This is a genomic window from Polaromonas sp. P3_A5 (assembly GCF_056403055.1).
Genome location: NZ_JBFUGF010000001.1, coordinates 1885343 through 1901385, shown reverse-complemented (window position 1 = coordinate 1901385; position 16043 = coordinate 1885343). Strand labels below are relative to the sequence as shown.

General features: G+C 60.4%; 17 protein-coding genes. 5 read left to right on the top strand and 12 right to left on the bottom strand.

The features are described 5' to 3' along the window. Window positions 1–48 precede the first annotated feature (48 nt). Window positions 49–2211: an O-linked N-acetylglucosamine transferase family protein gene (locus AC1DU8_RS08970; protein WP_477726654.1), complete on the top strand. Its 2163-nt coding sequence runs from the start codon at window positions 49–51 to the stop codon at window positions 2209–2211. Window positions 2212–2312: 101 nt separating this feature from the next. On the opposite strand, the gene AC1DU8_RS08965 is transcribed toward AC1DU8_RS08970, so the two are convergent. The 3 genes from AC1DU8_RS08965 to AC1DU8_RS08955 form a co-directional block, all read right to left on the bottom strand. Next, window positions 2313–3341, bottom strand: coding sequence for an XdhC family protein (locus AC1DU8_RS08965; RefSeq protein ID WP_457280642.1), 1029 nt, complete (start codon window positions 3339–3341; stop codon window positions 2313–2315). 62 nt (window positions 3342–3403) lie between these two features. After that, window positions 3404–5554 carry a xanthine dehydrogenase family protein molybdopterin-binding subunit gene (locus tag AC1DU8_RS08960; protein ID WP_477726653.1) on the bottom strand — a complete coding sequence of 717 codons (2151 nt, stop codon included), beginning with the start codon at window positions 5552–5554 and terminating at the stop codon, window positions 3404–3406. Window positions 5555–5565: 11 nt separating this feature from the next. Then, window positions 5566–6030, bottom strand: a complete 465-nt coding sequence (locus AC1DU8_RS08955; RefSeq protein ID WP_477690088.1) for a (2Fe-2S)-binding protein — start codon at window positions 6028–6030, stop codon at window positions 5566–5568. Between the two features lie 220 nt (window positions 6031–6250). On the opposite strand from AC1DU8_RS08955, the gene AC1DU8_RS08950 reads away from it, so the two are divergent. From AC1DU8_RS08950 to AC1DU8_RS08935, 4 genes are all read left to right on the top strand, one after another. After that, window positions 6251–7126 carry a lysostaphin resistance A-like protein gene (locus tag AC1DU8_RS08950; RefSeq protein WP_477726652.1) on the top strand — a complete coding sequence of 292 codons (876 nt, stop codon included), beginning with the start codon at window positions 6251–6253 and terminating at the stop codon, window positions 7124–7126. A 34-nt stretch (window positions 7127–7160) separates the two neighbouring features. Further along, entirely contained in the window at window positions 7161–7847 is a 687-nt protein-coding gene (locus tag AC1DU8_RS08945) for a hypothetical protein (protein ID WP_457280638.1), read from the top strand. A 175-nt stretch (window positions 7848–8022) separates the two neighbouring features. After that, window positions 8023–8550 carry a hypothetical protein gene (locus AC1DU8_RS08940; RefSeq protein ID WP_477726651.1) on the top strand — a complete coding sequence of 176 codons (528 nt, stop codon included), beginning with the start codon at window positions 8023–8025 and terminating at the stop codon, window positions 8548–8550. After that, on the top strand, window positions 8534–9010 hold the full coding sequence (locus AC1DU8_RS08935) for a hypothetical protein (protein ID WP_477726650.1): 477 nt from the start codon (window positions 8534–8536) through the stop codon (window positions 9008–9010). The genes AC1DU8_RS08940 and AC1DU8_RS08935 overlap by 17 nt, the downstream gene beginning before the upstream one ends. Window positions 9011–9068: 58 nt before the next feature. Here the strand turns inward: AC1DU8_RS08935 and AC1DU8_RS08930 are convergent, their stop codons facing one another. The 9 genes from AC1DU8_RS08930 to AC1DU8_RS08890 all read right to left on the bottom strand — a co-directional run bounded on the left by AC1DU8_RS08930 (window position 9069) and on the right by AC1DU8_RS08890 (window position 15914). After that, window positions 9069–10979, bottom strand: coding sequence for a propionate--CoA ligase (locus AC1DU8_RS08930; protein ID WP_477726649.1), 1911 nt, complete (start codon window positions 10977–10979; stop codon window positions 9069–9071). 34 nt (window positions 10980–11013) lie between these two features. Then, complete coding sequence (gene acuI, locus AC1DU8_RS08925) at window positions 11014–11991, bottom strand: acrylyl-CoA reductase (NADPH) (RefSeq protein ID WP_477726648.1); 978 nt, start codon at window positions 11989–11991, stop codon at window positions 11014–11016. 388 nt (window positions 11992–12379) lie between these two features. Then, a complete protein-coding gene (locus tag AC1DU8_RS08920) occupies window positions 12380–12802 on the bottom strand; it encodes an SgcJ/EcaC family oxidoreductase (RefSeq protein ID WP_477726647.1) in 423 nt (140 codons plus the stop codon). A gap of 163 nt (window positions 12803–12965) precedes the next feature. Next, window positions 12966–13232, bottom strand: coding sequence for a hypothetical protein (locus AC1DU8_RS08915; RefSeq protein WP_477726646.1), 267 nt, complete (start codon window positions 13230–13232; stop codon window positions 12966–12968). Window positions 13233–13346: 114 nt separating this feature from the next. After that, window positions 13347–13742 carry an NAD(+)--rifampin ADP-ribosyltransferase gene (gene arr, locus AC1DU8_RS08910; RefSeq protein ID WP_477726645.1) on the bottom strand — a complete coding sequence of 132 codons (396 nt, stop codon included), beginning with the start codon at window positions 13740–13742 and terminating at the stop codon, window positions 13347–13349. 92 nt (window positions 13743–13834) lie between these two features. Next, window positions 13835–14347 carry a DinB family protein gene (locus AC1DU8_RS08905; protein WP_477726644.1) on the bottom strand — a complete coding sequence of 171 codons (513 nt, stop codon included), beginning with the start codon at window positions 14345–14347 and terminating at the stop codon, window positions 13835–13837. 176 nt (window positions 14348–14523) lie between these two features. Next, window positions 14524–14871, bottom strand: coding sequence for a hypothetical protein (locus AC1DU8_RS08900; RefSeq protein WP_477726643.1), 348 nt, complete (start codon window positions 14869–14871; stop codon window positions 14524–14526). 201 nt (window positions 14872–15072) lie between these two features. Continuing rightward, window positions 15073–15591 (bottom strand): DUF2199 domain-containing protein, encoded by a 519-nt coding sequence (locus tag AC1DU8_RS08895; RefSeq protein ID WP_477726642.1) that lies wholly within the window; start codon window positions 15589–15591, stop codon window positions 15073–15075. Between the two features lie 122 nt (window positions 15592–15713). Beyond that, window positions 15714–15914 (bottom strand): hypothetical protein, encoded by a 201-nt coding sequence (locus AC1DU8_RS08890; protein ID WP_477726641.1) that lies wholly within the window; start codon window positions 15912–15914, stop codon window positions 15714–15716. Window positions 15915–16043: the final 129 nt, after the last annotated feature.

The window sequence follows — 16043 nt, the reverse complement described above, 5'->3', positions numbered from 1 at the left end:
CCCACCGTGCCACATAATTCCTGCATGCACGACGGCGACACAGTTGCGATGGATAAAACCCGCCCCGGTATCGGTGAGGCGGATCACGAGGCCTGGATGTCGCAAGGCAGCCAGCTGGACAGCGCCGGCCAGCCCGAGCTGGCGCTTGCGGCTTTTGAAAAGGCGCATGCCCTCTCGCCGACGGATGTCAATTCGGCGTCCGCCTGTGCCACCCTGCTCAGCGTGCTGGATCGCCCGCAGGCCGCCTACCGCACCCTGCTGGGCGTTGAAGCATCGCTGCTGCAGGACGCCGACGGCGCAGCCAACCTGGCGATTGCAGCAGAGGGTTGCGGCGATCTTGAAAAGGCCCAGGCGGCCTACGCACGGGCCCTGGAACTCAACCCCGACCACCTGCGCTCCCTGAACAACGTCGCCATCCTGGCGGCGAGCTCATCGCAGTGGGGCCTGGCCATTCACCTGGCCCGCAAGTGCCTTGATCTTCAGCCCGGCCACCCGCCTTACCACGCCAACCTCGCCGAATACCTCTCAGGCGCGCGGCGCTACGCCGAGGCCGTGGAGGCTACCCGGCTTGCCCTGGCGCAATTTCCGGAACACGTCGAACTGAAACTTCGGCACCTCGCGCTTCTGGCTTTCACCGGTGAGCTCGAAAAAGCCGACGCGGCCCTGAAAGACCTCGATGGCAACACCCGCAACCTGCTGGGTGAGTTCCTGCTGAAACTGGAAACCGCCGAAGGTGCTGCGCTGGAGGGCACCATCCAGGGCAAGGCCGCCGACCACGTGGCCGACGACGCGCTGCAAATCCACATCCGGCAAGCCTTCCGCAATATCGCCATCGGCGATTGGCGGCATCACCACAAGCTCACGGATATCCTGCAGAAAGCCCTGGCTGAATCCCTTGCCACCCAAAAGCCCCGCGACTGGGGCGATTCGCCTTTCCACGGTTTGGCGCTCGCCATGGACGAAGACGCGCTGCAGCAGATGCGCCGGCAAACCCTGGATGCTATAAAAAGCCGGCTCAAACCCTGCCCGCCGTTCAAGCCGGATTCGCGCACACGCCGCCTGCAGAGCGACAGCCGCATCCACGTCGGCCTCGCTGTGCAAAGCCTGGCCGACGCCCGGCAAATGCGGGCGCTCGAGCAGCAACTCGCACTGCACGACAGCAGCCGCTTTGCCATGCATGTCTACGCCTTCACAGGACGTCCGCAGCCGGAGCACCTGGAGGTTTTGCGCCGCCATGCGGCCAGTGTGAATGAAGTGGGGCACATGACCGACCTCGAAGCGGTGGGGCGCATCCGGCTGGACAGGCTTGATATTTACGTGGAGCAGGCCGTGAACCCTGCGTGGACGCGGCAGGAAATCGCCTTGATGCGAGTCGCGCCCGTGCAGCTGCGCGAGCCTGGCCTTTACAGGCATCACGTACCCGGCGCATGGGACTACACCGTGTCCGATCACTTCATCCACCCGCAGGTGGAAGACCAAGCCGGCCCCATCGTCCGCCTGCCGCAAACTTGCTGGCCGGGAAGCTTTGGCATGGATGCCGAGCCCACGACCCCTTCCCGCGAAAAAGCCGGGTTGCCCGCGGACACCCTGGTGCTGTGTTCATGCCTGTTGCCGCCCCTGCTGGATGCGGCCACCTTCGCCGGCTGGATGAAAGTGTTGCGGTCGCTGCCCGACGCGGTGCTGTGGCTGCCTTTTTGCAGCCGGGCCGCAGCCAACCTCGTGCGCGAAGCACAGGCTGCGGGCGTGGGCGCACAGCGGCTCATCTTTTCAGCCCTTGCCGCCTGGCCCGAGATACCCGCCCACCTGGGCTGTGCCGACCTGTTCCTGGACACGTTGCGCCTCAATGCCACGCCCGGACTGGAAGAAGCGCTGCGCCAGGGCGTTCCTGCGATCACCTGCCCCGGCAGCAGCATGGCCGCGCGCATGGGCGCAAGCATTCTGCAGGCTGCCGGCCTGCCTGAATGCATTCTGGAAAGCCCGCAGGCTTATGTTGCGGAGGCTGTGCGGCTAGGCCGCAACCCAGAAGCGTTGCAGCAGCTAAAGGCCAGGCTGCACGCAGCGCGGAACAAAACACCGTCCCCGCCCCTGTTTGATGCGGCTGCGCGCGTCAAGGACCGGGAAGCAGCCTGGGCCCACATGGCGGAACGCTCACGCGCAGGCTTGCCACCGGTGGCATTCGACGTGAGCGCCGCACAGGCCGTCGACACCTGATCAGTTGCTATCAATACAATAGCTGCTTGCGCACACCTCTATTGGCCTGCAGGCGTTTTTCTTCTGAATTTTCGACTTGGCCCGCCAAACTGCGGCCCTACCTACTGCGTGATGGCGCAGACTTCGCCGGTCGGCGGCAAACCAAGCTGGCTCTTGGCAGCGGCGACATTGGCCATCTGTCCCGACGTCACACCATTCTTGACTGCCGTCAGCTCCGCCAGGATGGAAATCGCAATCTCGGGCGGCGTCTTGCTGCCGATGTAAAGGCCGATCGGGCCGTGCAGCTTGCCTAGCTCTTCGGCCGTCATGTCAAAGTGTTCGGCCAGCCTTTCGCGGCGGCGCTGGTTGTTCAGCCGGGAGCCGATGGCGCCGACGTAGAACGCGTCGGAGCGCAGCGCCTCCATCAGCGCCAGGTCGTCCAGCTTGGGGTCGTGCGTCAGCGCAATCACCGCGCAGCGGGCGTCCAGCTTCATGGCCTGCACCACGTCGTCGGGCATGCCGGTGGCCAGTTCCACACCTTCTACCTGCCAACTGTCACGGTATTCCTCGCGTGGGTCGCACACCGTCACGGCGTAGTCCATGCCCTGCGCAATTTGCGCCACAAAGCGGGAGAGTTGTCCGGCACCGATGATCAGCAGTCGCCAGCGCGGGCCGTGCAAGGTCACCAGCGCCGCTTCAGACACCTGCATGCCCTGGCTGGGCTGCGCCGTGCTCAGCGTGACGGCGCCCGTCTGCAAATCAAGGCGGCGCGCCACCAGCTCACCGGCCTGCAAGCGCTGCAGCAGCTCGTCAATGCGGCTGGCTTTTGACAAAGGTTCTATGGCCAGCTCAATGGTGCCGCCGCAAGGCAGGCCAAAGCGGCGCGCCTCGTCGGCTGAAACGCCATAAGTGACGATGGCCGGTTGCGTCTGGCTGAGGCCCTCGCGGCGGGCCCGGTCAATCATGTCGTCTTCAATACAGCCGCCCGACACCGAACCCACCACCCGGCCGTCTTCACAGATGGCCAGCATGGAGCCTTCAGGCCGCGGGCTGGAGCCCCAGGTTTTAAGCACAGTCACCAGTTCGCAGCGCAGGCCTGCGGCCAGCCACTGCGATGAGGTCTTCAGAACTTCGAGGTCAATGTTATCCATGCGTCAAATGCTAGCAGCCCGCAGTTTTTTCTGCCTCGGCCCGGCCTCAAAGCCCTGCGGCCTCAAGCCTTCGCCAGGTTGTCATTGAGCGGCAGCGTGCGCACCCGCTTGCCGGTGGCGGCAAACACCGCATTCGCCACCGCCGGTGCCACCAGCGCCGTGGCCGGCTCGCCAATGCCGCCGGGCTTTTCGGTACTGGGCACCAGGGTGATGTCCATCACCGGCGACTCATGCATGCGCAGCACAGGGTAGTCGCCAAAATTGGTTTGCTGCACCCGGCCCTTGTCCAGCGTGATCTGGTTGTTCAGCGCGGCTGACAGGCCAAACACCACACTCGACTGGATCTGCGCCTGCACCGTGTCGGGGTTGACCATGCGGCCCAGGTCGGCCACCACCGTCACCTTGTGCACAGTGATCTGGTTGTCCTTCACCGACACCTCCGCCACCTGCGCCATGTAGGTGTCGTAACCCTCCATCAGCGCGATGCCGCGGCTACGCCCTGCGGGCGGCGGCGTGCCCCAGCCGGACTTGTCGGCCGCCATCTTCAGCACATTGGCAAAGCGCGGCTGCTTGTCCAGCAGAGACATCCGGTAGGCATACGGGTCTTTACCGGCAGCCAGCGCCATTTCATCGACAAAACTCTCATTGGCAAAGGCATTGAGCGCGTGGCTCACCGAGCGCCAGTAGCCCACACGCAGCCCGCTGTCGTGGATCACCAGGTCGTACTGCGTGTTCGGGATGTCGTAAGGCACCACGCCGGCTTCGGCCATGAAAGGGTCCAGCGTGTCCTTGGGCAGGCCAAAGGCGCGCTGCGTAATGGACTGCGAGGTCACCTTGAAATTAAACGCCACGGGTTTTCCGTCGGCCCCCAGCCCGGCCGAGAGCTGGTTCACCGCCATGGGCCGGTAGAAGTCGTGCGTGGTGTCGTCCTCGCGGCTCCACAGCAGCTTGACGGGTTTACCCACTGCCTTCGAGATTTGCGCTGCCTGCACGATGAAGTCCAGCTCCAGCCGCCGGCCAAAGCCGCCGCCCAGAAAGGTCGTCTTCAGCGTGATGTCTTCGGGCTTGATGCCCAGCGCCGCCGCCACACTGCCCTCGGCACCCTGCTGGAACTGCGTGGGGCCGATCAGCAGGATCTTGCCGTTCTTGTAGTCGGCCGTGAAGTTCATCGGCTCCAGCGTGGCGTGTGCCAGCAGCGGCGAAACGTACTCGGCCTTCAAGGTCTTGGCCGCGCCCTTCATGGCGCCCGCCGTATCACCCTTGGGCGCGATGATGGGTATCACCTTGCCGCTGTCGGCCGCCTTGCGTATGCCCTCCAGCATGCTGGCATTGCTGATGGCCGCGACCGGGCCTTCGTCCCACTGCACTGTCAGCGCCTGGCGCGCCTTGTAGGCATGCCAGTAGCTGTCGGCCACCACGGCCACGCCATCGGGAATCTGCACCACGTCGATCACGCCTGGCATGGCCTTGGCCTTGGCGGCGTCAAAGCTGGTGACCTTGCCACCGATCACCGGGCATTGCTGCAGGCTGGCGTAGACCATGCCGGGCAGCTTCACGTCAATGCCGAATTCGGCCGTGCCGTTGACCTTCATCGGCGTGTCCAGCCGCTTGGTGGGTTTGCCGATCACGGTGAAGTCTTTCGGGTCTTTCAGCGCGACCTTCTCCGGCACCGGCAGCTTCGATGCGGCCTCGGCCAGCGAACCATAGGTCGCCTTCTTGCCATTGGGGCCAATCACCATGCCGTTCTCGGCCTTGAGCGTCGAGGCATCGACATTCCATTTGGCAGCCGCCGCCGACACCAGCATCATGCGCACCTGCGCGCCCGCAATGCGCAGCTTTTCCCAGCCGTCACGCACCGAGGTCGAGCCGCCGGTAATCTGCGCGCCCAGCAAGGCGTTGGTGTAGACCTTGCCCGGAGGCGCAATCGCCACCTTGATCTTGCGCAAATCCACGTTCAGCTCTTCAGCAATCAACATCGGCATGGAGGTGTACACGCCCTGCCCCATCTCGGAGCGGGCCGACAACAGCGTGATGGTGTTGTCATCGGCAATGTGCACCCAGGCGTTGGGCGTGTAGAGCGTGCCTGCGGCCTGCGCGGCCGAGGGCACACCCAGCGTGACGCCCAGCATCAGCCCGCCGCCGGCAACTGTCAGCGCAGACGATGTCTTGAGGAAGGTACGGCGGTTCGGAGAAATCAGTGAAGTGATAGTCATGATCGTTCTCCTCAGGCTTTGCGCATGGTTGAAGCAGCATCCTTGATCGCCGCCTTGATGCGCGGGTAGGTGCCGCAGCGGCAAATGTTGCCGCTCATCGCCGCGTCAATGTCCGCGTCGCTCGGGTTCTTGTTGCTCGTGAGCAGGGCCGCCGCGCTCATCAACTGCCCCGACTGGCAGTAGCCGCACTGCGGCACATCATGCTTGATCCACGCTACCTGCAGCGGATGTGTGTTGTTGCGTGAAAGGCTTTCAATCGTGGCCACTTTCTGGCCGGCAGCTGCAGACAGCGGTGTCTGACACGACCGCACCGGCTTGCCGTTGAGGTGCACGGTGCATGCGCCGCATAGCGCCGCGCCGCAGCCGAACTTGGTGCCGGTCATGCCCAGCTCATCGCGTATCACCCACAAGAGGGGCGTGTCAGGTTCAGCGTTGACGGAAACGGCCTTGCCGTTCACGTTGAGTTTTGTTGTCATGTGGGGTCCCCTTTTGTTGAATCGCTGTCATCACAGGATCGGGCAGGCCCCCAAAAGTCAGCTACTACCCGAAGGCCTTGCGGGACTCATGCTACGACCGGGCATCGGGAGGTATCCGGGTAGAAACCCTTGGCTGAAACAAAGTCTCAACACTTTTTCTCAAGATGAGACAACTGATATAACTCATGCCTTACAAGAGTTTGGGAGGACCACAAAATGGATGGCGCACCACATCGCCCCGCAGTTTCGCGACCGGAAGCCAGCCGAGGTTGGCGGCATGAATAGGGCCACAGAAAAGTACGCAAGCTTCCCAAACCTGGGCCAGGCTGCGCTGATCGTTCTTGCGTTACTCCTGTTTGAATACGTCGCATTGGTGGCGCTTGCCGATATGCTCGGGTTGCGCGGAGATGCACTCAACGGCGTCTGGGGCATCGCAACAGTTCTTGGCTATGCCGGCGTGTTCAGCCTTGTGCTGCATCACAAGCAGCTGAGCTACCGGGCCTTGTTTCATGCGTCCCGAAATTCGGCAAGCGTCACCATCATGCTGTTGATGCTTCCTATCGCCATGCTGATTCCTGCACTGGTGCTGACCATGATGTCGGTGGATGCAGTGATGGTCTCGGCATTCCCTTTGTCAAGATCACAGGAAATGATGTTCCAGAGAATGATGACGAACGATCCCATGTCTGTCATCACGGTTTGCATCCTGGCTCCCGTTCTGGAGGAAATGCTTTTTCGCGGCATTATCGTGCGCAGTTTTCTGGCGCAATATCCCAGGAAGTTCGCTATTTTTGCCTCAGCGGCGTTATTTGGTGCCGCTCATCTGAATATTTACCAGTTCATGGTGGGATTGATTGCCGGATCTGTCCTTGCCTGGCTTTATGAACGAAGCAGGTCCTTATGGCCATGCATTGCGCTTCACTGCATGTACAACTCGACGATTTCATTCTTCTGTCAAAACTTCAGTGACAAATCCGGCAACATAGCCTTTTTCAGTGACTTGCCGCTCTCGATCTGGATTGGCGCTTTTTTTCTGGCTTTTGTAGGCGCATCCGTGCTCCAGTTCATGCTTCGTGACAGAACCTTGTTGTCTTAGTGTCAGCATCGAACTTCACCATAGAGGCCCATACATGTTTAAAAAATTTCTCGCCTCCGTCGGCGTGAGCAGTGCGCCCGCCAGTGCGGCGACAGCCAATCCTCCGTACACACCATATGCCGGCGATGCCGCCAATGCCATCTACAACCTGCTGTTTTGCGACGACGCCGCCGCTTTCAATGCATCCCCGGGGCAGAAGCAAACACCTTGGCAGGCCACACTCTTCTCGGTGCCCGCCGACGCGCCTCAACTGCAGACATTGGCTTGCGACACCTCGCAGGAAGGACGGGTACGATACCTGGCCTTCTCAAAGCTCAGGCAGGCCGGCAAAGCGGTCCCGCCCAAAGTCCTTCTCGGCGTCATCATCGAAGTTCCCCTCGCCGGCGGCCTTGACGTGCTGGCCGCCTTTTCGGAAGGTGGAGTTCGCTACGTCAATCAATCCGGAAAGCTCGTCATCATTGAAGGGATTGATAGCTTCCTTCCCATGGTCCAGCGCCTGTTCGTTGCATCTGAGCGCATCGTTTCACGCATCGGCCCCTGGGACAAGCCACGCCTTGGTCCGCCCAAGCCGGGCAATGTGCGCTTGAGCTTTCTGGTGTCAGACGGCTTGTACTTCGGCGAAGGCCCCATGTCCGTGATGCAACGCGAACCCTTGGCAGGCCCGGTTATCCAGCAGGCAACAGAACTATTGCTGGCCACCGTGGCGGCAGGTACAAAGTGAGCATGCGTAGCCCTGAAAAAACCCTTATCTCACCACCCGACCCCGAATCTGCTGCAACGCCGCCGGGTCATCCATCGTGGTCAAAATCTCCCGGGTCCCTCAAAGGCATTTTTGTTCGCCCGGCCCTCTAGAATCAGCAACGCCAAGCAGCCGCTACGGCTCGATTCACCCAAACTTGAAGGCCAAGATGATCCGACGTGCACTGTCAGGAATATTTTTGCTTGCGAGCGTCTGCGCCTGGGCCAATCCCCCCGCAGCTACGGCCACACCGCAGCCAAAAGAAATACAGTTGCAAGACCCCATGCCGGGGCAAGCGCTGCTGTATCTGGTGAGAATTTCCGGAGATATGGAGACAGTGACCGTGCTGGTGGATGGCGTCAAAGTAGCCACCATGCCACCGAATAGCTATACAGCCATCGGCGTCGCGCCCGGCGCCCGGCGGCTCACAGCCGCCACCCCTGCGGGCCAGGAACGCGTTACCGAGATCAGCGTGCAATCAGACGAACGGCGTTTTTTCTATCTACTCGCGACGTTTTCACAGCCAAGTGGTGGCTTTGGTCAGTTTTTTGGTTTAGTCGGTGCTCTTATCCAGGAAGCCGCTAACCGCCCCACCGCTACCAACGGGAACCGCGTCTGGACAGAGTCCCCGGAACCAGAAGCGAAAGGCATGATGGAAGGCATGGCGCTTGCCTTACCGGACTAGCAACGCCCTTCACGTCTCTGCCAAAGTTAAAACTGCGAATTACCAATCCCTTATGCGATCTCTGTTTTGGCGTATTTCTTTCATCAGTCTGCTGCTTCTTTGCGCAAAATTCGCGCCTGCGGCTGGCCTGGGAGTCAACGACATACACCAGCTGGACGGCATTCAGGTAGATGACAAATCAGGCACCATTACGCTGCTTCTGGTCATTGACCGGCCACTGGAAGACGGCCTGACCAAACCACGCGCCATCCGCAAACTCAATGCCTATTCGGAATGGGTGCATAGCGCAGAGCTAGGCAAAGCTTTTCCTCACGCAAGGACTGATCTGGGGATTCGCATACTGATCACGCATCCCAGGGCGCGCTCGGCCCTGGGTAAAGCCGTGTTGTCGCAACTGGCCGGGCGCTGCAAAGACCTTCACTTCGAAGCGATATTCAGCCTGCGGGATACGAAATTGTGAAGCGCCTGCATAAGCGTATCCGATGATTTTGTGACGCACGGTCCTTCGTGGGGGCGACCTACCCAGCCACCCGATCCCGAATCTGCTGCAGCGCCGCCGGGTCATCCATCGTAGTCAAATCTCCTGGGTCCCGGCCCTCGCACACAGCCTGAATCGCACGCCTCAGCATCTTGCCGCTGCGTGTTTTGGGCAACGCCGACACGAAGTGCACGCGCGACGGGCGGGCGACAGCCCCCAGATCACCGTCCACGCGCTTCATGACTTCGCCTTCAAGCTTCATTGCTGCAGCCTTGTCAGCCAGCACACTCGAATCCTTGGGCACTGCAAAAGCCATCGCCACCTGGCCCTTGAGCTGATCGGCCACGCCGATCACCGCCACCTCGGCGACGCCGGCATGGCCTGAAATGCTTTCTTCAATCTCGCGCGTGCCCAGGCGGTGGCCTGCGACATTGATGACGTCGTCGGTGCGGCCCAGGATGAAGTAGTAACCGTCTTCGTCGCGTATGCCCCAGTCGAAAGTGCTGTAGACCTGCTTGCCGGGCACGCTCTTCCAGTAGGTGTTGACGAAGCGCGCGTCGTCCTTCCAGATGGTTTGCATGAAGCCCGGCGGCGTCGGGCCTTCGATGACGACCACACCCTTCTCGTTGGGCTGGGTCAGCTCTTCGCCGGTGGACTCATGCAGGATCTTGACTTTGTAGCCGTACATGGGCACGCCGGGGCTGCCGAACTTGCTGGCCTTCTTTTCAACGCCGTTGGCAATCGTGATGATGGGCCAGCCTGATTCAGTCTGCCAGTAGTTGTCGATGATGGGCACGTTCAGGCCCTCGCTGATCCAGCGGGCTGTCGGTTCATCAAGCGGCTCGCCGGCCAGGAAGAAGGCGCGCAGGCTGGAGAGATCGTGTTTTTTCAGCAGGTCCGGGTCCTGCTTTTTCAGCACGCGCACGGCGGTGGGCGCGCTGAACATGCCGGTGACCTTGTACTTTTCCACCAGGCTCCACCAGATCGCGCCGTTGGGCTGCTTGTCCATGCCCTGCGTGGGCAGGCCTTCATACATGATGGTCGCCATGCCGGCGATCAGCGGGCCGTAGACGATGTAGCTGTGACCGACGACCCAACCGATATCGCTGGTCGAAAAATAGGTCTCGCCGGCGCGACCGTCAAAGATGTGCTTCATGCTGGCGGCCAGCGCCACGGCATAGCCGCCGGTGTCGCGCTGAACGCCCTTGGGCTTGCCGGTGGTGCCGCTGGTGTAGATGGTGTAGCTGATGGCGGCGGAGTCCAGCCACACGCAGTGCACCAGCGCATGCATGTACTTGGCGCGCAGGGTTTCCCAATGCAAATCGCGCCCGGCCACGATAGGCATGGGCGCAAGGCCGCGGTCAACCAGCAGCACGGCTTCGGGCTGGTGTTTTGACAGGCGGATGGCTTCGTCGAGCAGCGGCTTGTACGCCACCACCTTGCCGCCGCGCGAGCCGGCGTCGGCGCTGATGATGACGCGCGGCGTGGCGTCGTCAATGCGCGAGGCGAGCGAGCCGCTGGCAAAGCCGCCGAACACCACGCAGTGGATGGCGCCTATGCGCGCGCAGGCCAGCATGGCAAAGGCGGCCTCGGCAATCATGGGCATGTAGATCAGCACGCGGTCACCCTTTACGACACCCATGGCCAGCAGGCTGGCGGCCATGCGCTGCACCTCGGCGTGCAGCTCGGTGAAGGTGTAGGTTTTTTCAACGCCGGTTTCGCTGGAGACGTAGATTAGCGCGGGCTGGTCTGGCCGGTCTTTCAGGTGCCGGTCTACCGCGTTGTGGCACAGGTTGGTTTGCCCGCCCTCAAACCACTGGGCAAACGGCGGATTGTCGTCATTGCAGACGCGGGTGAAGGGCTTGTGCCAGTCGATCAGTTGGGCCTGCTCGGTCCAGAAGGCCTCGGGCTGGTCGATGGACTGGCGGTAAAAGTCTGCGTAGCTCGTCATGTCTCGTCTCCGTTTTTGCTTTTTGAATTCATGCTCAGATTTTGACGACGATACGGCCACGCACCTTGCCCGACATCAAGTCGGCCGCTTTTTCTGCCGCTTTCACCATCGGAATCTCTTCCAGCATCGCCTCCAGCTTGGCAGTGTCCAGGTCTTTTGCCAACCGGTCCCAGGCCTGCTGGCGTTTGGCCAGCGGCGCCATCACGCTGTCGATGCCTGCCAGCGTCACGCCGCGCAAGATAAACGGCATCACCGTCGCCGGGAAATCCGCGCCCTGCGCCAGCCCGCAGGCCGTGACCACACCGCCGTAGCGCGTCTGCGCGCAGGCATTGGCCAGCGTGTGCGAGCCAACGGCGTCCACCACGCCCGCCCAGCGTTCTTTTTGCAGCGGCTTGCCGGGTGCAGACAGTTCGGCCCGGTCGATCACGCTGGCGGCACCCAGCTGTTTCAAATAGGCTTCCTCGCTGGCCTTGCCGGAGGCCGCCACCACGGTGTAACCCAGCTTGCCCAGCAAGGCGACGGCCACGCTGCCCACGCCGCCGGTCGCGCCCGTCACCAGCACCTCACCGTCGCCGGGCTTCACACCGTGCGCCTCCAGCGCCAGTACGCTCAGCATGGCGGTATAGCCCGCCGTTCCAATCGCCATGGCCTGGCGGGTGGTGAAGGCTGCCGGCAATTTCACGAGCCAGTCGCCCTGCAAGCGCGCGCGTTCGGCCATCAGGCCCCAGCGCGTTTCACCCAGACCCCAGCCGTTGTGCACAAAGCGGTCGCCGGTCTTCCAACCGGCGTGAGTCGACTCGAGCACCGTGCCCGCGCCGTCAATGCCCGCCACCATGGGCCAGCTGCGCACCACCGGCCCCTTGTTGGTGATGGCCAGGCCGTCCTTGTAATTGAGGGTGGAATATTCGACCTGCGCCAGCACGTCACCGGCGGGGAGCTGGGCCTCGTCGGTGTCGGTGATGGCCGCTGAAAAGCCGGCGTCGGACCTGGTGAGCAGAAATGACTTGAACACGGCGTTGTCTCCGGATGGGTTGTTCTAGGCCAGAAACGCTGGAAAACCGGCGAAACTGAATTCTTAATTATGGATAATGGGCTTTCAGGAGGCTGACGATGCCCTTGGCTCTCCGGGATCTGCTATTGTTTTAATAGCTGCTTGCGCCCGCCCCTATTGGATTTCAGCTACTTTCTGCATCTGAATAAGGTGTGTTTTGCCTTCCCGGGAGTTGTTTTAGGCGCTTTTTGGCTGTTTTTAGGCCTCAAGGGTATGCGTGAATGGCCGATTTAGCCGATTTCTTAGAGCGAAATTAGCCTGTAAGCCAATAAGCGCATGCGCGAGCAGCTACTCTTTTCATAGCAAAAGACTCGACTGACAGAAGACGCTCTATCAGTTCAAGACCACGCTAGCCGCGCAAGATCGCCTCACCTGTCCGCGGGTTCACAAGGGTCACATTCTCCAGCGCCCGAATGCGCCAGATATCGCTCTGTCTCGTCAGCACTGCGAGGATCAGTGTGTCCACCACATGGGGCCCGGCCGGGTGGGCGGCGCCGGCAGCCAGGCGGCTCCAGAAATGGATGACCGCCGCCCCGTCTGCAATATGGGCGACATCGATGAGCTCGTTCTGCAGCGTGGAGTCGCGATAGATTGTTTCGTGAATCGGAACATGCAGTGCCACGATCTCTTCAACGCCCCGGACATAGTGCCCGAACCGATTCACGAACGTTGCGTCCCGATCGAACAGCGCCCCGAGAGCCGTCATGTCGTGACCACTCCAGGCGGCTTGAAATGCACCGGGCGCATCTTCAGGTTTTTCCATCCTGGTCATAGGCTTAGTCCTGCGTCTCCCGGATTGCTGCGGCGCCAGGCGGAGGCCTAACCTGACCAGCGACTGCAGAAAGGAGCGACCTCAGGGGAGCAGGTTCTTGTGGGCGCTCGTGTTGACCAGACTGCCAGGCCGCTGAGCGCGCTACAGGCATCCAAAAAAAATGCTAGTCATAGAACGACTCTTTGTGCACCTCTGCTTCGGCATAGATGATGGCTCGCTGAAGCTCAGAGAGTGGAAACGCAATGTCTCGATGAGGGAAGTGCAGCACCACCTGCTTTCCCAACCGCTCATCCTCCCGGAACGTCAGGATTGGACCAGCGGTGTCCCCAGCCTCCACCGGTGCTGAAACTTCGACGTGCATGCCGTCCCCGACCGCAGAGAACCGAGAAAGGCGTATTTCGGGAAGGATATCTGGCTTTTCAGTGTGCATGACTTCAGCGGGTTAACGCTTGAGCTAAGCCTGCGGTAGCAGGTCGGCGCTTGAGCGAGGGGTCAGGCGCCCTATCGCCACAACTGGATGTTTGCTTCATAGGGGAGATTCATATCAATTGATGATTTTGCCCATGCCATTCTCTATGCGGTCTCTCAGTTGTTGAATGAACTGTGAGTCATAGGGTTCCCAGCTTTCGAGTTCGCCAACAACTTTTACAGGCAGTTTGCTTCGATAGGACCGAGTCGGGTTGCCCGGGAACTTCTTGTCTGTGACGTTGGGATCGTTCTCAAATTCTCCCGTCGGTTCAACGATATAGACCCGCGGCCTGCCGCTGCCTTTGGCTATTTCCGCGGCAAGCCCGGCGCCTTTGGGAATGGCTGTGAAATAGATGTGATTCATCACAACGCTGTCGTCGTAATTTGATTTAAAGCCTGGCGTCAGCAGATCGCCTGTCTGCAATTCGGCTTTCGTGCCATGAAAAAAAGGGCCCGTGTCCAAAGTTGCCATGATTTGTTAAATGCAAACGGGGTTGGTGCCAAGGGAGAGTTGGACGAGGGGTTAGACGCCGTCACTGCATGCGTTGCCGTGCGCCCGCCTCGCTACCCCTTGGCTCCGAGTCGACGCTCCGGTTCATGCCTGTGCAGAAACTTTGTCAGGGAGTCTGGCGGAGAGTCAGTGCCCATATCTTCAAGCATCTGGCCAATGCTCCCGCGGTGATAGCCGCTGTGCGTAATGACGTGGAGCAGCATCTCTTCACAAGACATTTCGCCGCTGTCACCGTCAGTGAATGTGAAACGCACCCGATGTTTCAAACGCTCGGCGCTGACACCGCGTACGAACTGCAGGTACCACTCGTCTGTGGATCTCACGATCTCCCGCAACTCCGGCAAGCTCGGAGTAGGTTCGGAGTGCGTTGCCTTGAAGAGCTGCGTGGCGACGCCGGTCAGATGGCCCTGAAAAATTCGATCCACAACGTTGGCGTGATCGAGTGTGTGAAGCATGGCGCGAAACTCACTGGGATGCTGCTGCGCATCGAACTTTGTGAGGACGGCGTGGAGCTCGGTGTTCGCCCAGGCCTTGTACTCAAACAGTGAAACGAGGGTGCTGTTCATGGCGAGTGGGGTTCCTTTTAAGTTTGATATGCGCACGCTGCGAAGCCGGTTCTGACGCTTAACGTTTTGACATGAGAGAGCCCCGGCTGACGCGATACAGCACGAGACGAAACCTCGGCTCAGTCTATGTACCCGCAAATCCGGCCTGCAAGAACCCGTTCGTGCACTAGACGCACCTAGAGGGTCAGAACCAGCCCCTGCCCCGTCTTGACGCCAAAGGAGACAAAGACAAACAGCACAGCAGCCTGCAAGGCAACGACCATGATGGAAAAACCGATGAGGGATCGGCCCGGCACGCGGAAAATCGCGGCGTACACTGCAATCCCGGCCGCAAAGGCAAACACGAAGCCCATGAACCCGCCGGACAGCTTGAAGACCACCAAGCTCACAACGGGCGCGGTGATCGCCGCAATGGCAGCGGCTCCATAGCTGGTGTTGCCAGCGTCGACAAACCCGGCAGCCCATTTCACAGGCATCAGGGTGATGAGAGCAAAGAGGACGAGGGGGAGTAGCAGGATGGTCATGCGGTTTTCAGGGGTTAGGGCCTCGCCATGATACCGGCGCGCCGGGACTTCGCTGGAAATGGCTTCGCTGTTAATCCTGTGCGGCCGCAGCGCGGATTTCTGCTGGACCTGCACCACAACGGCAGCCCGCTGCTCCTATCGAAGAAGAGGTCCAGTAGGAATGGATGTGGGCCAAACCGAACATGACCATAGGCCGCCTTCTCATTGGTGCATAGCCCTCTCTGCCAGGTACTGGGCACGTTCAACTGTAATACCCGAAAGCTGGTCAACTGCCAGTTGATCAGTCTCATTGACTGTGGAATGCAAGACAACTTTGGGCCGAAGACCTCCCAGCTGTATGTACACATCTGCGGACCTGGATTGCTCGGTTGGATACAGGTTGATCCGGTTGCAGAGCCAGCCAAAGAAGCCGTCACCTTCCACCGGGGTGTCAAAGGTTTGAACATAGCGCTCAAAGCTCTGTTGACTTGCAGAAACCCACACACCCCAAACAAAGGGCTCACTTACGCCATGTATTGGAATTTCCAGAACAGCCCTGACGAAATGGTCGGTTCTTTCGACATGGCGGATAACGCAAAGGTCATCGGACAGCTGCCCGATGTCTTGTTTCTGTTCATCTGTTAGCCAGGTGTATGGATCTGGCGCCTGAAATGCAAAACTCGGCGAGCCCTCATGCAGCTCACCGCAGCATGAACATTTGAATGCAAAGATCGCTGCCATGGAATTAGTGGCCTAGCGTAAAGATGACTGGGCAACCAACACTTGCGGCGGAGCCGCCTGCTGCTGTTGTGGGTTCGTGTCGATTGGCAAGTCAGGCCGTAAGCAGGCTGCAGCGAATTTATTCATTCATCCCCTCTTGGAACACCGATCAAGACTGAGATGGTACCCAGCACAAACCAGGCCGCGAACGTGAAAAGTACCAGCGACATGAGAATATTGTGGCCACACATGACGCCAAGTGCAGGATGCTTTCCTTCGCAGCCGACGAAGAGAATGGCAAAGGCGATCAAGGGGCCACCCAAGAAAATGAGAATGAGTTTCACGAACTTGCTCAGCACCATGGAACGAAGCCTAACGTTGGCGGTCACCGGCAACCAACACTAGCCGCGAAACAGCAACCTGCAGCTGTGTCCGCATCGGCCGACCGGTTAGGCTTCATACCTTGACGTCCA